This window comes from Bradyrhizobium sp. NAS96.2, assembly GCF_001908235.1.
Lineage (GTDB): Bacteria > Pseudomonadota > Alphaproteobacteria > Rhizobiales > Xanthobacteraceae > Bradyrhizobium.
Genome location: NZ_LGHK01000131.1, coordinates 1 through 16,667 on the forward strand (window position 1 = coordinate 1; position 16,667 = coordinate 16,667).

11 protein-coding genes are annotated in these 16,667 nt (G+C 61.5%); 6 read left to right on the forward strand and 5 right to left on the reverse strand.

What is annotated here, in order from left to right; all coding sequences use genetic code 11:
• On the reverse strand, window positions 1-300 hold a 300-nt coding region (locus tag AC628_RS44860), incomplete at its 3' end, for a hypothetical protein (RefSeq protein ID WP_210190264.1).
• Between the two features lie 562 nt (window positions 301-862).
• Here AC628_RS44860 and AC628_RS26265 point away from each other — a divergent pair.
• The 6 genes from AC628_RS26265 to AC628_RS26290 are packed head-to-tail and all read left to right on the forward strand — an operon-like array spanning window position 863 to window position 12,307.
• Window positions 863-3,949, forward strand: a complete 3,087-nt coding sequence (locus AC628_RS26265; protein ID WP_143201807.1) for an Ig-like domain-containing protein — start codon at window positions 863-865, stop codon at window positions 3,947-3,949.
• Between the two features lie 28 nt (window positions 3,950-3,977).
• A complete protein-coding gene (locus AC628_RS26270; protein WP_074129717.1) occupies window positions 3,978-6,143 on the forward strand; it encodes a type I secretion system permease/ATPase in 2,166 nt (721 codons plus the stop codon).
• The gene (locus AC628_RS26275; protein WP_074129718.1) at window positions 6,133-7,587 is read left to right on the forward strand and encodes an HlyD family type I secretion periplasmic adaptor subunit; all 1,455 of its coding nucleotides are present in this window, start codon (window positions 6,133-6,135) and stop codon (window positions 7,585-7,587) included. The genes AC628_RS26270 and AC628_RS26275 overlap by 11 nt, the downstream gene beginning before the upstream one ends.
• The gene (locus AC628_RS26280; protein WP_074129719.1) at window positions 7,584-9,563 is read left to right on the forward strand and encodes a tetratricopeptide repeat-containing sulfotransferase family protein; all 1,980 of its coding nucleotides are present in this window, start codon (window positions 7,584-7,586) and stop codon (window positions 9,561-9,563) included. The genes AC628_RS26275 and AC628_RS26280 overlap by 4 nt, the downstream gene beginning before the upstream one ends.
• Entirely contained in the window at window positions 9,556-11,481 is a 1,926-nt protein-coding gene (locus AC628_RS26285; protein WP_083633146.1) for a sulfotransferase, read from the forward strand. Before AC628_RS26280 ends, AC628_RS26285 begins: the two co-directional genes overlap by 8 nt.
• Window positions 11,482-11,536: 55 nt before the next feature.
• Window positions 11,537-12,307: an adenylyl-sulfate kinase gene (locus AC628_RS26290; protein ID WP_083633147.1), complete on the forward strand. Its 771-nt coding sequence runs from the start codon at window positions 11,537-11,539 to the stop codon at window positions 12,305-12,307.
• A 35-nt stretch (window positions 12,308-12,342) separates the two neighbouring features.
• On the opposite strand, the gene AC628_RS26295 is transcribed toward AC628_RS26290, so the two are convergent.
• The 4 genes from AC628_RS26295 to AC628_RS26310 form a co-directional block, all read right to left on the reverse strand.
• Window positions 12,343-13,275 carry a sugar-binding protein gene (locus AC628_RS26295; protein WP_074129721.1) on the reverse strand — a complete coding sequence of 311 codons (933 nt, stop codon included), beginning with the start codon at window positions 13,273-13,275 and terminating at the stop codon, window positions 12,343-12,345.
• 94 nt (window positions 13,276-13,369) lie between these two features.
• Window positions 13,370-14,452: an ABC transporter permease gene (locus AC628_RS26300; protein ID WP_074129722.1), complete on the reverse strand. Its 1,083-nt coding sequence runs from the start codon at window positions 14,450-14,452 to the stop codon at window positions 13,370-13,372.
• Window positions 14,452-15,216, reverse strand: coding sequence for an ATP-binding cassette domain-containing protein (locus tag AC628_RS26305; RefSeq protein ID WP_074129723.1), 765 nt, complete (start codon window positions 15,214-15,216; stop codon window positions 14,452-14,454). Before AC628_RS26305 ends, AC628_RS26300 begins: the two co-directional genes overlap by 1 nt.
• 40 nt (window positions 15,217-15,256) lie before the next feature.
• Window positions 15,257-16,609, reverse strand: coding sequence for a carbohydrate porin (locus tag AC628_RS26310; RefSeq protein WP_074129724.1), 1,353 nt, complete (start codon window positions 16,607-16,609; stop codon window positions 15,257-15,259).
• Window positions 16,610-16,667: the final 58 nt, after the last annotated feature.

Consider the following 16,667-nt stretch of genomic DNA (forward strand, 5'->3'; position numbering starts at 1 on the left):
TCCGTTGGGATTTCGGCATTCCCGCTCTGCCGAACAAAGGGTCGAGTGAGTCGTCGTAACCCCGATGCCTTTCGAAGCATGTATCGCAACGGGGAAAGCGAACTGATGTCGAAGGGTGAGGGCCTCTTGCGCGGGAAGGCACCCCTTCGGCACCTTGGGTGAACAAGTAAGGCCGATCTGGAAATAATGCAAGTTCGTTGCCGAGAACGATATCACTGCTTCTGCGGGTGGTGCGGGACGAAGGATGGCTTCGTCGACCGCCGGATCGCGCGGCCGACCCGGGGGCGCGATCTTGATCAACGCTTCTCGTCATTCAATCACCCTCGGTCCGAGAAATGAGCCGAACGTGAATCGTCCGAGGTTGCTCGGGCGATGGATCGCAAGGCCAACACGTTGCATGTCGGCGACGTCGATATGCGCCTGATTTCCAACGGCGCGCGGGACAGCGATGGCTTTGCACCATCCGCGACAATCGCGGATGCAACGTCGTGTGCGATCTGTCCGCGAATATCGGCGACCACCGTGTTAGGCTGCTCACCGATATGAAGACAGAAGAGCGCTGTCGAGCGATCGAGCCGACGCGATCGCCGAGCGCATTTATCGGCTTCGACTTGAGATCATCGATCCAATTGCAGCTTCTCTTGCTGCGCGATCGTACTATCTAAAGATGTATTAGTTAAAAGTAGAAACGATAAGCGTTGTGGCGACAACGCGATCGTGCAATAGTTTCGTCGCTTACCCAATATCGTTTTCGTCAGTCAATCTCTATTGGCAGTACCGCGGACTCTCCGGGCAGGAGATTCCGCGAGGAGAAGTGCTTTGTAGCAATTTGATTTTTCATCAATGATCGAGGGAGGCTGAGATGGCGTTGGTCCTCAAGAGCAAGGACGGCTTCTGGTACTGGTCCGATGGAAATCCCTTAGATCCCACCTTCCCTGCCGCGCTCTACGGAAGCATAGACGGAGTCTTCCTTCCCACCGATCCAACCTCGCCACCCAAGAGCGAAGTCGTATGCCCCCGGAGCATCACTTTCACAGTGCCGGGCTCACCCGGAGCAGAAGTCACAGTCGTCGAAGATGGCGGCAACCTTGATTTCACGGTGACGATGCAGGGGCCCAAGGCCGATCTGTCGGGCCTGTTCTTCGATCTGACGAACGGCAAGCTGTCCAGCCTCCAGGTCACCGGCGATCCCGACATCACGCAGTTCGTCACCGGGGCCGGGAGCGTGATCAACCTGAAGAACGGCGTCAACATGAACGGCGCCAAGGTGCCGGCGTTTGACGTTGGGATGGAGTTCGGGCTGGCCGGTATCGGCAGCAATCATCTGGATATCCACACAACCAGCTTCGTCTTGAGCGACGCTGCGCACGATCTGTCAATCGATGACCTCCACCCGACCGGGGAAACCGGCATCGTCGGCGTCAGAACCCTGAGTGTTGGCCAGAAGCTCGAGACGGTCGCGCCTTATGCGCCGACGGCCACGCCCGACACGGTGACAACGCTGGAGGATCAGTCAATCACCATTCCGGTCAGCGCGCTCGCGACCGACAAGAACAGCGGCGGGACTCTGAGCATTGGCGAGATCGGTTCTGGCCCCGAGGGGCCGCAATACGGCACGGTGACCATCGCGCCCGACGGAAAGAGCCTGATCTATACGCCGACGACGCTTGACTATTATGTTGACGGCATTCTGACCGGCAACCAGGACGCGTTCCAGGTCTGCGTGACGGACAGTTTTGGCGGCGAGGTCACCAGCTTCGTCACCGTGAATGCCGTGCCCGTTGCAGATCCGCCGAAGGTCGTCGATCAGATCGCCGCGCCGCATGCCGGCGACGCTGCGACGCTGGTGCGGTTCGACATCACCGTCACGTCGGATGATTTCGCGACGATCAATCAGATGTCGGATTACATCAAGAGCTTCAGCCTTTCGCTGACCGGCACCAACACCAGCGGCATTACGGTCACTGACAGCGACGGCTTGTTGTCTGGCAACCTGATTACGCCTCCTGCCAACCAGGGGCAGTTCACGGACGAACTGCTCGTCTCGTTGCCGGCCGGATCGACATTCAGCGACACCCTGTCGATGACCGGGACCAATGCAGAGGTCGAAAACACCGGCTCCCCGGCCACCGCGGCTACGACCATCACCCAGACGATTACCGCCGATACCGAAACCACGCTTGAGGATACCGCGATCACTATTCCGATCGGAAACCTGGTCGGCGGCGCGAACATGAGCATTACAGGGGTTGCTCCAGGGCCGCTCGGACCGAAATACGGCACGGTCACCATCGCACCGGACGGACAGAGCCTGATCTACACGCCGACGACGCTCGACGATTTCGTCAACGGGACGCCGACCGGCGATCAGGATGTTTTCCAGGTCTATTCGTCCAACGGCGCGGGCAACAACGCGGTAACCCTGGTTACCGTGAAGGAGACGCCGGTGGCGGACACGCCCGCTGTGAACGTGACGGTGCTCCCGATGCAGCCGGGTGACCCGATCAACGAAGTCCGTCTGGAAATTACTTCTCAATCAGGCGACTTTGGGACGGTGAACCAGGGCTCGGATTTCATTCAGAGCATCGCGCTGAACCTGACCGGAACGACAGGCGCCACGTCGATCATAGACAAGCTCGGATTGCTGTCGGGCAATACCATCAACCTCAACCCTTCCAACCAGGGCAGTTTTCAGGACGAAGTCGACATTCTGATGCCGACGAACACGTCCATCGTCGACTCGTTGGGGATCACTGCGACGGCGGCAGAGACGGAAAGCCCGACCGTGTCCGCCTCGAACACCACGAGCCAGTCGATCGTGATCGACAACGCTCAATCCTCGACCGACCTGACGTTCCAGACCTCCGGGCAGAGCATCTGGGATACCGGGGCAGCCTTCAGCAAGGACTTCAACACCGGATTCCTCGGTCTCGACAAGAGCTATAGCACGTCGAAGAAGGCCGTGATCGGTACGCTTGGTGTCTCCACCACGATCGCCAGCGCCGGCGCCAACCTGCACGTCAGGGCAGGCGTTCAGGCCGACCTGAAGATCACGGCAGGTGATATCAGCGCAACGCTGCCGTTCAACGTCGGACTGGACTCTACCTACAACAAGACCACCGACACGATGCAGATCATGGCGACCGACGTGCAACTCGGAGGTGGACACTTCACGGCGCATGGACCAAGCGGCTCATTCACCTTTGGGCTGGATCTTGGCCTTTCGGCCGGAGCGCACGCCACCGTTTTCGGCACCGGCCCGAGTACGCATGTGAGCGTCGGATCGTTCACCAAGCCGGTGTTGGGCTTCAGTCTGAAGAGCAGCCAGCTGAGCACGACGATCAACCTGCCCGGCGGTGCGCAACTGACCCTGGCATTCCCCAATGTGAACACCAATGGCAGCAACGCCGGCCCCGGCACGATTTCCGGTACGGGGACCAGCAACGATATCGTGAACCTGTCGGGCGACCTCGTCGCGATCGCCAGCAACATCATCTTCGGCACCGACGTGACCGACATCAACATCGGTCCGTTGTCGATCGATGTCCTCGATCTGATTCTCGGTATCGGACTGAACGTGGTGCAGAAGTTCGATCTGAACTCCTCCGGCCTGGTACCTGCACTGGTCCTGGAAGATGGGACCGTCGAGCCGCTGTCGTTCGGCACTCCGCTAACGATTCCGAATGCGTCAACTCACGACGCAAACCACGACGGGAAGATCGAGTTCGGCCTTGGTCTGGTGCCGACGGCAACGTTGACGAACAACACCTCGCTCGGCGCCACGATGAATGCCTCGATCACCGCGCTCGCGCTTTCCGTCAGCCATATCGGCTCGTTCACGGCGTTCAAGGCCGGCACGACTGTTCAGCTCGGCACGTTCCCGCCGATCTACAACAAGACGTTCGCCTTGAACGGGTTCGGGCAACAGACCGTGACCCAGACCGTATAGCCATCGCTGCGATTTACGGCTTAGCACTGTGGAAACCGTCAACGATGGAAAATCGGAGCCTGTATCAGTCCCGCCCAGGACTGATACAGGTCTCGTGACGCTCTGTCAGATCGCGCGACATCTGGGGATTCCGGCGAACCCGGTGACCTTGGGGCGCCATCACCTGATGGCGGGCGCGATCGCGAGCAAGGAAGATCTGATCCGTATCGCGCGGCGCCTCGGATTACGCGCGCGGCTGGTGAAGACCAACTGGGATCGGCTCGAGAAGACGCCGCTGCCGGCAATTCTTGTCAACGAGAACGACCAGTTCAGCATCGTCAGCCGTGTCGTTGATGGTCGCGCCGCCGTGCACGCCGCAGGAACTGCGCTCCCGAACCTGCTGGAGCGCTCCGATCTGGATGCGGTCTGGACGAGCGAGCTGATTCTGCTGAGCAGACGGCTCTCGCCGGCGATGCTGGCCAATCGTTTTGATATCCGGTGGTTTCTGTCGGCGGTGCATCGGTATCGATACGCGCTCACAGAGGTGCTGATCGCGTCATTCTTCCTGCAACTGCTCGGCCTGGTCTCGCCACTGTTCTTCCAGGTGGTGGTGGACAAGGTGCTGGTGCATCGCGGGCTGTCCACGCTCGATGTGTTGATGATCGGCCTGGCATTTGTGTCGGTGTTCGAAGTGACACTGGGCGCGCTGCGTACCTATGTCTTCAGTCACACCACGAACCGCATCGATGTCGAACTGGGCGCGCGGCTGTTCGACCATCTTCTCGGTTTGCCGCTTTCCTACTTCGCCAATCGCCGTGTGGGCGACTCCGTTGCGCGGGTGCGTGAACTGGAGAACATCCGCAATTTCATCACGGGTTCTGCGCTGACGTTGTCGATCGACCTGTTCTTCACCTTCATCTTCCTCGCAGTCATGTACCTCTACAGCCCGCTATTGACGTGGATCGTCATTGCCTCGCTGCCGGCATATCTGATCATCAGCGTGATCTTGACGCCGGTACTGCGCCGCCGCCTCGATGAGAAATTCGCCCGCGGTGCCGACAATCAGGCTTTTCTGGTCGAGTCGGTGAGCGGCGCTGAAACCATCAAGGCGATGGCGGTCGAGCCGCAGATGCTGCGGCGATGGGAAGATCAGTTGTCGGGTTATGTCCGCGCCAGCTTCCGCGCGCAGACCTTGGGAAATATTGGTGGTCAGGTTGTCCAGTTCATCAACAAGTTCACGATCGTCGCCACGCTCTATCTGGGCGCAAAGGCGGTGATGGCGGGCGAACTTACCGTGGGTGAGCTGGTCGCTTTCAACATGCTGGCCGGGCGAGTTGCCCAGCCGGTGTTGCGCATTGCGCAGCTTTGGCAGGATTTCCAGCAGACCAGACTCTCGATCGCTCGTTTGGGCGATATTCTGAATGCGCAGCGCGAGCCCGCCCAGACAGGCGCTGCCTCGCTACCGGCGATCAGGGGCGAGGTCCGGTTCGAACATGTTACGTTCCGCTATGTGCCGAACGGGCCCGCAGTGCTCTCCGATGTATCGCTACATGTGGCACCGGGGCAGGTCATCGGTATCGTCGGGCCATCGGGATCGGGCAAATCCACACTCGCCAAGCTGGTGCAGCGCCTCTATACGCCGGAGTCCGGCCGCGTGCTGATCGACGGGATCGACCTCAGCATGGTCGATACTGCCTGGCTACGTCACCAAATCGGCATCGTGCTGCAGGACAACGTTCTGTTCAACCGCTCGGTTCGCGAGAATATCGCGCTGGCCGACCCCGGCGCGCCGATCGAGCAGATCATTCGCGCCGCGACTTTGTCGGGGGCGCATGACTTCATCGTCGAGCTGCCGCAAGGCTACGACACGACGATCGGCGAACGCGGCGCATCCTTGTCGGGCGGTCAGCGCCAGCGCATTGCGATCGCCCGGGCGCTGATGGCGAATCCGCGTATCCTGATCTTTGATGAAGCGACCAGCGCGCTGGACTACGAAAGCGAGCGTGTCATCCAGGAGAACATGCGCCGCATCGCGGCCGGACGGACCGTGCTTGTCATCGCACACCGGCTCTCGACCGTCCGCGGCGCCGACAGTCTGATCACGCTCGACCACGGACGAAAGGTGGAAGAAGGCACGCACGAAGAGCTGCTCCGGCGGTCGGGACGTTATGCCCATCTCTATCGGCTACAGTCGGGGATCTCCAATGCGGTCTAACGGCGTCTCCGCTGCGGATCACAAGGCCGGCGAGGTGGTGCTCTTTCAGCGCCGCTCGGCGCAGCGCCGCGCCTCGGAGCGCGAGTTCCTGCCCAGCGCACTCGAGGTGATCGAAACCCCGGCGTCGCCGGCCGGTCACCTGATGATCGGAACGATCGTCTTGCTGGTGACGGTGGCGGTGATCTGGGCCTGTCTTGGCAAGGTGGACATCATTGCAGTGGCGAACGGGCGGTTGATCCCGGCCGGAGAGGTGAAGCTGATCCAGCCGCTCGAAATCGGCGTGGTGAAGCGGATCGCGATCAGCGAAGGCGATGCTGTCCGGCGCGGCGATGTTTTGGTCGAACTCGATCCGACGGCGACCGCCGCGGACGTCGACCGGATTGCCCGTGATCTGATGCAGGCGAGGTTGGATGCGGTACGGTTGTCCGCACAACTCGCCGGAGACGCTGGCGCCTTCGTCGCGCCAACGGATGCGGAGCCGGCGTTGGTCGATGCGCAGAAGCGTCAATTGCTGACCGAGCTGGCACAGCACCACGCCAAGCTCGACGGGATCGATCAGCAAGTCCTGGCCAAGGTCGCGGAGCGGGACGAATCGAGGGCAACCATAGCCAAGATCGACGCGACGTTGCCCCTGCTCGAAGAGAAGGTGCGGATGTACAGGGAGCTCCTTGAAAAGAGCCTGACGTCAAAGGTCAACCTGCTGGAGTCGGAGCGGCAGCAGGTTGAGGCGAAACATACCCGGATTGCGACCGAGCATCACGTCGAGGCGACGGTTGCGCAAATCGCCGCATTGATCCAACAGCGGAAGCAAACGGAAGAGGAGTTGCGGGACCAGGACATCAAGGAGCTCGCCAAGGCGAACCAGACCGCGGCCCAATTGTCGCAGGATAGCATCAAGGCCCGGCAACGCAGCGGCCTGCAGACCCTCAGGTCACCGGTTGATGGAACGGTGGAACAGTTGTCGGTCCATACGATCGGCGGCGTCGTAACGCCGGCCCAGACGCTGATGGTCGTGGTTCCTCATGGCTCGAAGCTGGAGGTCGAAGCGACCCTTCCGAACCGCGAGGTGGGGTTCGTTGAAGTGGGGCAGCAAGCCGAGATCAAGGTCGAGACCTTCAACTACACGCGTTACGGTCTGCTCCACGGCAATGTTCGCCTCGTCGGCCGAGACGCCCTTCGTTACACGCGCCCTTCTTCGGAGACATCCGACAAGGATCCGTTTGCAGCGAAACAGCAGGCTGCTGGGAATCCTTCCGAACGCGAGTCCTCCTACATGGTTCGCATCGCATTGAAGGAGACCACGATCGGTACCGAACAGGGAGAAATGCAGCTGGGGCCAGGCATGGGGGTGACGGCGGAGATCAGGACCGGACAGCGGCGCGTGATTGAGTATGTGCTGTCGCCGATCATGCGCTACAGACACGAGAGCTTGCGCGAGCGATGAGTGCGGCCGCACCAACGACTGCCTTGACAGGCGCGGCGCTTGGTCCCGCCGAAGAATTCCGCGCGAGACTGGCCAGGTTATTCGACGAGAACGAGGGTTTCCGCAACCAGATGACGGAGATCATCGACGTTCTCTCGGCCGCGGTCGCTGCTCACAAACTGGGAGAGCTGGCCGAGGCCGAGGCCGGCTATCGCAGCGTCCTGGCAAGATTGCCTGACCACCCCCAGGCGTTGCACATGCTGGGTGCCATCGAATTGCAGCGCGGCAACGTTCGAGGCGCGATCGACCTGATCCGGCGGTCGATCAAGGTTCATCCGGGACATCCCGAGGCGTGGGTCAATCTCGGGAGCGCGCTGCGCGCGATCCATGAGAACGACGAGGCGATCGGCGCGTATCAGCGCGCCATCAACATCAAGCAGGACATGGTCCTCGCATATACAGAACTTGCGACATTGTTGTCGGATCTCGGCCGCTATGAGGCGGCGGTGTCCTACTGTGAAGCGGCGGTCGCAATCGCGCCTGCTTCCATGCCGGCGCAGATTCAACTTGCCATCACGCTAAGATCCGCGGGGCGATTGCAGGACGCCACGCGTCACTGGTCTAAAATCATTGCCCTGTCTCCCAACCGGGCAGAATCGTACTACGTCCTGGGAACCCAGTTTCGAGATATGGGCCAGTTGCCGGAGGCATTGCGCTGTCACAACAAGGCGCTGGCCTTGAAGCCCGACATTCCGGAGTTTCTGTGCGCCAAGGGTGCCACGCTGATCTATCTGAACCAGGCCGACGAGGCGCTGGTGTGTTTCCAGCGGGCAGAGGCCATTTCGCCAGGCCTGCCCGATGCCCTGGCTGGAATCGGTTGGGCATTGCGATCACTAGGTCGGTTCGAAGAGGCTGACGGTTATTCCGACAAGGTTCGCGCTCTCAATCCGGGCGATTTGCGGTCATACAAGCACGTCTCCAGCGAGGGCTCCGCGCTCGAGATCGAAGATGAGCAACGTCTCGCCGATGCGCTGGAGCAGCCCGACACAAGCATAGACGGGCGGATCACCGCAGGGTTTGGCCTTGGACGTCTGCTGGACAAGATCGGACGATACGATGAGGCGTTCGCGCGGTATTCCGCCGCAAATAGCCTGGTCCGCGGGATTTGGCCGAAGGTGGCCGATCTGTTCGACAAGGAGAGCTTTACCGCCCGGATCGAACAATTGATCGAGCGCTACCGCGATCGATCCCGCGTCGAACCGACGGACTTCAGCAACATGTCGGAATTGCCGGTGTTCGTCGTCGGCATGCCAAGGTCCGGCACGACGCTGGTGGAGCAGATCTGCGCCAGCCACTCGCGTGTGTTCGGTGCGGGTGAACTCGGTGATGTCATTCGGATGGACAGCGTCTTGAGCCGCCCCGACATTGCCGGCACAACGCAAGCGTTTCATGACACAGCGCGGAGACTTGCGAAGGAGCACATCGTCAAGCTGTACGGCGATGCGAAAGGTGCCCATCGCGTCGTCGATAAGATGCCGGACAACATTCTTCACGTTGGCCTTCTCGCGCAACTGTTTCCCCGGGCACGATTTGTCCTGTGCAGCCGCGATGATCGCGATACCGCATTGTCCTGCTATTTCCAGATGTTCGCACCTGGAGCCCAGCATTTTTCCTACGATCTGGCGGACTGTGGCCACAGGGCGCGGCAGATCAGACAACTGGCCCAGCACTGGATCGGCCTGTTGCCCGATCGGATCGTTGAAATGAACTACGAGACCCTGACCGACGATCTCGAAGGTCAGAGCCGGCGCCTGATCAAGTTTCTTGGCTTGGACTGGGAACCGGCTTGCATGAACTTTCACCTCACCGAACGGCCGGTGTCGACCTTGAGCTACTGGCAGGTTCGGCAGCCGCTCTATCAAAGCTCAGTCGGGCGGTGGCGGAATTACGAGAAGCACCTCGATCCCTTATTCGCAGCGTTGACCCGGCATGAATAACGAACTCGCCATGTGGATCGAGGAGGCGCCCGCGACCGCTCCGTCGTCCAGCGATATTCAGGCCCTGCTGCGGGACGCGATTGGGGCGTACACCGACGGCCGAGGTGATGATGCCGAGCGGCGGGCTCGTGAAATCCTGGTCCAGCAGCCTGATCACCTTGCCGGTCTACAGATCCTGACCGCCGTGGCGGGGCAAACCGGCCGACTGCCGCTCGCGCTCCGCATCGCGCGGCACGCCGTATCATTGCATCCAAACCATGTTTCGCCTCACGTTCAATTGGCTAACCTGCTGCGCGAGGACGGCGATCTTGCCGGGGCAGCCGACGAGCTCGATCTCGCGCTGCAACTTCAGCCGGACAGCGCCGGGGCGCACAATGACCGTGGACTTGTCCTTCTGGCGGAGAGCCAATTCGAGCGAGCCATCGATTGCTTCGCCGAGGCCCTGCGGATCGATCCATCGTGCGGGCTAACACACTACAACATGGCGCTTGCATTGGAGGCGCTGGGTTCGCTTCCTGCCGCCATGGAACGGTATCAAGAAGCCGCGCGGTTGCGGCCAAATCTGGTGGAAGCGCACTACAAGCTCGGTCTGCTGCTCGAAGAGGAAGGCTACCGCAAGCGGGCCATCGAATGCCTTCGTGCCGCTGCTGCGCTCAGACCCGGCACGGCCTTTGCGCTGTTGTGCGAGGCCAGGATACTCGGTTTTGAGGGTGACGATCTGGCTTCGGAGGAGCTCGTCAGGCGCGCGATTTCGCTCGAGCCGCGCAAGAGCGATGCACATGCAATGCTGGGCACGATCCTGATGCAGCAGGGGCGCTTCGACGAAGCCTCCGCGTCATTCGACCTGTCGAACGCGCTGAACACTCATGATGTACTAGGGCCTGTTGGCTTGGTTGAGGTGAAGCGCCTCTCGGATGCCGATCGGCCCTTGATCGGTCAGTTGGAGCGAAAGTTAGAAAATCCGGCGATCACCGGACACGAGGCGGCACTTGTCCATTTCGCGTTGGGCAAGGCCTATGACGATATCGGCGAATACGGTCACGCCATCGGACATTTCGACCAAGCGAATTCATTGAAAAAGCGCGTCAAGAACAAGTACTACAATCCCGCGGCGCACGCGGAGCTTGTCGACCGGCTGATCCGGCGTTTCACGCCACAATTCTTTGCCCGCAACAAGGACGCCGCGCATGCGTGGGACGCGCCGGTGCTGATCGTCGGAATGCCGCGTTCCGGCACGACGTTGGTCGAGCAGGTGCTCTCAAGCCATCCCGACGTTGCGGCGGGTGGCGAGCTGGCCTTCTGGCCTGATCATGCCCCGGAATTCGGAGTGGACCGTGAGGCGAGGATCGATCCGGCCTGGATCCGGGAGACGCAAGCAGCCTATCAGACGAGGCTGAAGCAGATCTCTCCTACCGCGCGCAGGATCACCGACAAGCTGCCGCAGAACTTCCACAACATCGGACTGCTGTATGCAACATTCCCCGGGGCGCGCGTCATCCATTGTCGCCGCGATCCGATCGATACCTGCCTTTCGGTCTACTTCAACAACTTTGCGAATGGCATGGACTTTTCGTTCGATCGGCAATGGATCGTCGACTATTACCGGCAATACGCTCGGCTGACCGAACACTGGCGTAACGTGCTGCCGCCGACATTCCTGCTTGAAATCAGCTATGAAGATGTGGTCGCGGCTCCCGAACCTTTCATACGACGGATCATCGATTTTTGCGGCCTGCAATGGGACGACGCCTGTCTGCGGCCGGAGCAAAACCAGCGGGTGATCAAGACCGCAAGCGTGTGGCAGGCGCGGCAGCCGATCTATCGGACCTCCGTCTCGCGCTGGCAACGTTATGAACCCTGGCTCGGGGTATTCAGCAATCTGCCGCGACAAGCGAACCTCAAAATGGGTGCCTCGTGAAGCGGGGCGCCGATCCGCATCCGGCAGCAGTTCGGTATCGTTCGAGAGGAACAAGATGCGCAAGATATTGATCATGGGGTTACCTGGCGCGGGAAAGACCACACTGGCAAAGGCCCTTGCGCCGCTCATCAATGCGGTCGTGTTCAACGCGGACGCAGTACGAGAGAATCTGTCACGCGATCTCGGCTTCAGTCACGAAGACCGTGTCGAGCACGCCAGGCGGATGGGATGGATGTGTGATCGCGTCGTCGAGGCCGGCGGTACCGTGATTGCCGATTTCGTCTGCCCGACGGATGAGACGCGAGCGGCCTTTGGCAAGGCATTTATCATCTGGGTCGATCGCATCGATGCAGGGCGCTTTGAAGATACCAACCGCATGTTCGTCCTTCCCGACAATTTCGATCTCCGCGTGAATGGAAATGGAACCCCGCAATTCTGGGCAGAGAAGGTGCTTGCCAGATTGCGTCCGCCATTCGATCCACGCAAGCCGACCGCACTCTTCGTCGGGCGCTACCAACCGTTTCACGCAGGCCACCGCCGGCTGATAGAGGAAGGCATCCGGCGGGTTGGGCAGGTGTGCGTGGCTGTACGCGACACACACGGAACCGACGAGAAGAATCCGTTCTCGTTTTCTGAGATCAGGCAACGCATCGAAACAGGCCTTGCGGATCATGTCGGCCGCTTCGTCGTCGTCGCGCTGCCGAACATCACCAACGTGTTTTACGGGCGCGACGTCGGCTATGTGGTGGAGAAGCTGGTGTTGGATGAGGGCACGGAAGCGATCTCGGCGAGTGAAGTGCGGCGCTTGATGAGCTGCGCTCGATAACGAGCGTGGCGAACCATCAAAGCGCCGCTTAACTCCTACTTCAGCATCGCCGCGACGTTGTCCTTTGTCACGACGTCGAGACCGGTATGGATGATCTCCGGCACCTTCTGGCCCTTCTTGATGGCAAGCAGCGTATCCATCGCCTTTTCGCCCATCTCGAACGGACGCTGGCCGATCAGCGCATTGGCGTAGCCCTCGTTCAGCAGCTCGAGCTGCATCTTGAGGGTATCGGCCACCACGAGCGTGAACTTGCCGGCGTCGATGTCCTTCTTGCTCTTGCTGGCGAACGCCTTGAAGCCTTCCGGCGCGAACATCGGCCAGCCGCCGACCGGGATGATCGCCGCGAGGTCGGGCGTCGCGGTGCGCAGATCGGTCATCTGCTGGACGCCGAGCGCGGGGTCGTCGTTGCAGAAGGTCGGCGAGCCCCCGACTTCGGTCCACTTCGAGCCCTTGAGCGCCTGGCGGACGCCGTCGACGCGCTCAGCGAGGTTCTCCGCACCCGGCCCGCCGGAGATCATCGCGTATTTGCCGCCATCGGGCCGGAGCTTCAGCAATTGCTTGCCGAGCGCGGTGCCGAACTCCTTGTTGTCGGTGCCGATATAGGCAATCCGCTTCGAGCCAGGTGCATCGGCGTCGAACGTGATGACGGCGATGCCGGCGGCGGTTGCCGCCTCGATCGACTTGGTCATCGCGGCAACGTCGGCGACCGAGATGGCGAGGCCGTCCACCTTCTGGGTGATGAAATCCTGGATGATCTGCGCTTGCGTCGCCGGCTCGTGCTCGACGGGACCCTTGTAGATGCATTCGATGTTGCCGAGCTCCTTGGCTCGCTTCTGACAACCGTCGCGCGCGAAGTCGAAGAACGGATTGTTCATCGCTTTGGGCACGATCACGAATTTGTAGCTCTGCGCAAAGCCTGGCGTCGCCATCATGGCGAGTACCGCGGCGGCAAGAAGTGCCTTTCTCATTGTTTCCCTCCGCATTCTTATTGTGCCCATCCCTTCAGGTGTCGGCTCCGGGAGGCGGACAGGCGGACATTGACGATCCTCCAGGATGAACTTGTCAGGCCATGCGCGAGCGGAGACGATCGACCAGCACCGCTGCGATGATGATCACGCCCACCAGGGTCTGCTGCCAATACGAGTTGACCTGCGCGAGCACGAGGCCGTTGCGGATCACCTCCAGCAGCACGCAGCCGACGATGGCCCCGAGCGGGCCGCCGGCGCCGCCGGCAAGATTGGCGCCGCCGATCACGGCTGCCGCGATGACGTTGAGTTCGTAGGAGGTCGCCATGTTGGCCGGCGCGGATCCCAGCCAACCACAAACGATGATCCCCTGCAGACCGGCCGCGAGCGCGCAGATCACGTAGACCTCGATCTTGACGCGCACCACCGAAATCCCGGTCAACGCCGCCGCCTTCTCGTTGCCGCCGAGGGCAAAGACGTGGCGGCCGAAGCTGGTGTGATGCAGCACGACCGCCATCGCCGCCGCGAGCACCATGAGATAGATGAACGGCGCGGGCATGCCGAACACGACGCCCGATGTCAGCTTGTAGAAGGAATCGGCGTCGGGCCCGCTGGGAAAGCTGCCGCGGCCGTTGGAGACGACGTAGCCGAGGCCGCGCACGATCGACAGCATGCCGAGCGTGGTGACGAAGGGCGATAGCCCGAGCACTGCGATGCAGAAGCCGTTGACGAGGCCGACCACCAGCGCGACGCCGAGCCCCGCCAGGATCGAGATCAGCAGGATCAGCCCGGGCATGTTGGCGATCACGGTCTTGCCGTCGTCCGCCAGATGCACGAACCACTCCGCGCCAGGCATGCCCGGCGTCGAGATGGACGTCATGACCATCGAGGTGATCATCGCGGAGAAGCACATCACCGAGCCGACCGAGAGATCGATGCCTCCCGTGATGATGACGAAGGTCACGCCGAGCGTGGCGATGGCGATGAAGGAGAAATTCTTCGCCACATTCTGTAGATTGCCCTGGGTGAGGAAATAGGGGCTGGCGAAGTTCATCACCACGAACAGCGCCACCAGCGCCAGAAGGACGTAGCCGGTCTGCGAGGCGAAGAAGCCGCTTCGCCACCATTTGGCCTTGCCGACATTGGTGAAGGTGAGGGGAGATTCCAGGGGCGTGGCCATCACGCAGCCTCCTTCGCTCCCGTGATCAGGGAGGTGACTTCTTCGGGGCTGGTGTCGCCGATCGCCTTGTCGGCCCGCTTCTCGCCGCGCCGCATGACGACGACGCGGTCGCAGACCGCGAACACGTCGGGCATGCGGTGCGAGATCAGCATGACCGCGACGCCCTGTTCCTTCAGGCGATGGATCAGGCTCAGGACCTGTTCAACCTGGCGGACCGAGATTGCGGCCGTCGGCTCGTCCATCATCACGAGCCTGGCATTGGAGAGCCGCGTCCGCGCGATCGCGACCGCCTGGCGCTGGCCGCCCGACATCTGCTTGACGAGATCGTGCGGCCGGGTTTCCGAGCGCAACTCGCCGAACAGCTCCAGCGCACGGGCTGCCATCGCCTTGTGGTCGAGCAACGCGAACGGACCAAGCTTGCGCTTGAGCTCACGGCCGAGGAACACGTTGGCCGCAGCCGTGAGGTTGTCGGCGAGCGCGAGGTCTTGATAGACCACTTCGATCCCGACCGCGCGGGCATCGATCGGACGGGCGAAGTGAACCGGCTTGCCGTCAAAGCGGATCTCGCCGTGAGTTGGTGGGAAATTCCCGGCGATGATCTTGACCAGCGTCGACTTGCCGGCGCCGTTGTCGCCCATCAGGCCGACCACCTCGCCGGGGGAGACGCGCAGGTCGACGCCATGCAACGCACGAATGGCGCCGAACTCCTTGCCGATGCCCTTCAACTCCAGGACTGCCAGCCCGGCGTCGTGAGGGGTTACCATGGCTGGTCTCGCTTCGGCATGCTGGCAAACCACCTCCGGCTCAGAAGTGCACCAGTGTGCGCAGACCAAGCACCCAGGCGTTCTCGGTCTTGATGCCGGCGGCGTTGTAGCCGCGTCCGCCAGGATTGATCACATACTGGGCGTCGAACTTGAGGTTCATCCAGCCGGTCGCCTGCCAGCCGTACCAGGCCTCGATCGGAACTTCGTTGCCACCGGCATTGGGCGTGAGGGCCGCCGAGTTCACGTGGGTCGTACCTACCGCAAAGCCGACTTCGTCTTCCGGACGCCAGGAGAAGGTGCCGGTGTGCCTGAAGCCCAGCGCGACCTGGTAGTCCTGGTACGACGTCCGGTGATCGGCGACAGTCGTGTTGAGGAACATGTACCAACCCTGCGCCTTTGCACCCTCAACGGTCAGCCGTTGCAGGATCGACTCATAAACGCCATAGCGGCCGCGTTGATCTCCCAGATTTTGGCCCGGAACACCATCGACGCCCGGGATAGCTGCAATGATACCCGGCAGGCCGCCGTCAATCGTCGACGCGCTGTCATACCAGCCGCCGAATCTCCAGGTCCCGTTCAGGGGACCGCTCGGCGCCCAGACCACCTCGACCGGCACCAGCACGCCGGAGGCCCGGCTCGAGCCGGGGACGCCCGGCAGGAAGTAGGTCGCGGAATCCGACGTCGTCAGATAATTCGGATTGGCGTCGTAGACGCCGACCGACAGCTGCCATTCCTTGGTGAAGTTGTAGTGCGCCACACCGGCCCATTGGCTCACCGGCCAATTGTAGATGTAGCCACCCTGGATGTTGCCGGGTTGACCGCCGCAGAAGGTCAGGTTGATGAACTCGCACAGGCCGAAGAAGAAGTCGGAGCCGACCGGCAGACGGCCGCCCTTGAGTTCGAGGCGATCATCGAACAGCTTTTGCGAATAGTAGAGTTCGGTCAGCCGCAGGATGCTGCCGCGGCCGAATACTTCGTTGGTCAGCTGCAGGGCCGGAATGCCCGCCTCGTCATTCAGGTTGCGGCCGAAGCGGTCGACCAGCGTGAGGCCGACGGTGCCGCCCTGGATGCCGGCGAGCTTCGCCATGTCGAACTTGGCCTGGAAGAACAGCTGTCCGGCCTGGGTCGCGGTGTTCCTGTTGCCGCCCGACAAATTGCCAACCGCTTCGTCACCCAGCGTCAGGGCCAGCGAGATGCCCCGCTCCTTGAGCTGCGTTCGGCCGAGATCGCCGAACAGATACGGCCTTGTCCAGAAATCATCGGTCTCCGTGTAAGGCACAGGCGGAGCCTTCGTGAGCAGATCGGCCGCATGCGCGCCGCCGCCGCCGAATAGAGATAATAGGGCGATCCCCAATCCGCACGCCCCCGCGGTGCCTACAGATCTAAGTGACATTTTCTTGCACTCCCAGCGTCCCCGGCTTTGTCCATTTTGCTTCACGTTCCCGCCCAAA

What these genes read in the sequence shown, in the direction of transcription:
- AC628_RS26265 (WP_143201807.1), top strand. Translation starts at nt 863, where the DNA reads ATGGCGTTGGTCCTCAAGAGCAAGGACGGCTTCTGGTACTGGTCCGAT.
- AC628_RS26275 (WP_074129718.1), top strand. Translation starts at nt 6,133, where the DNA reads ATGCGGTCTAACGGCGTCTCCGCTGCGGATCACAAGGCCGGCGAGGTG.
- AC628_RS26280 (WP_074129719.1), top strand. Translation starts at nt 7,584, where the DNA reads ATGAGTGCGGCCGCACCAACGACTGCCTTGACAGGCGCGGCGCTTGGT.
- AC628_RS26285 (WP_083633146.1), top strand. Translation starts at nt 9,556, where the DNA reads ATGAATAACGAACTCGCCATGTGGATCGAGGAGGCGCCCGCGACCGCT.
- AC628_RS26290 (WP_083633147.1), top strand. Translation starts at nt 11,537, where the DNA reads ATGCGCAAGATATTGATCATGGGGTTACCTGGCGCGGGAAAGACCACA.
- AC628_RS26295 (WP_074129721.1), bottom strand. Translation starts at nt 13,275, where the DNA reads ATGAGAAAGGCACTTCTTGCCGCCGCGGTACTCGCCATGATGGCGACG.
- AC628_RS26300 (WP_074129722.1), bottom strand. Translation starts at nt 14,452, where the DNA reads ATGGCCACGCCCCTGGAATCTCCCCTCACCTTCACCAATGTCGGCAAG.
- AC628_RS26305 (WP_074129723.1), bottom strand. Translation starts at nt 15,216, where the DNA reads ATGGTAACCCCTCACGACGCCGGGCTGGCAGTCCTGGAGTTGAAGGGC.
- AC628_RS26310 (WP_074129724.1), bottom strand. Translation starts at nt 16,609, where the DNA reads ATGTCACTTAGATCTGTAGGCACCGCGGGGGCGTGCGGATTGGGGATC.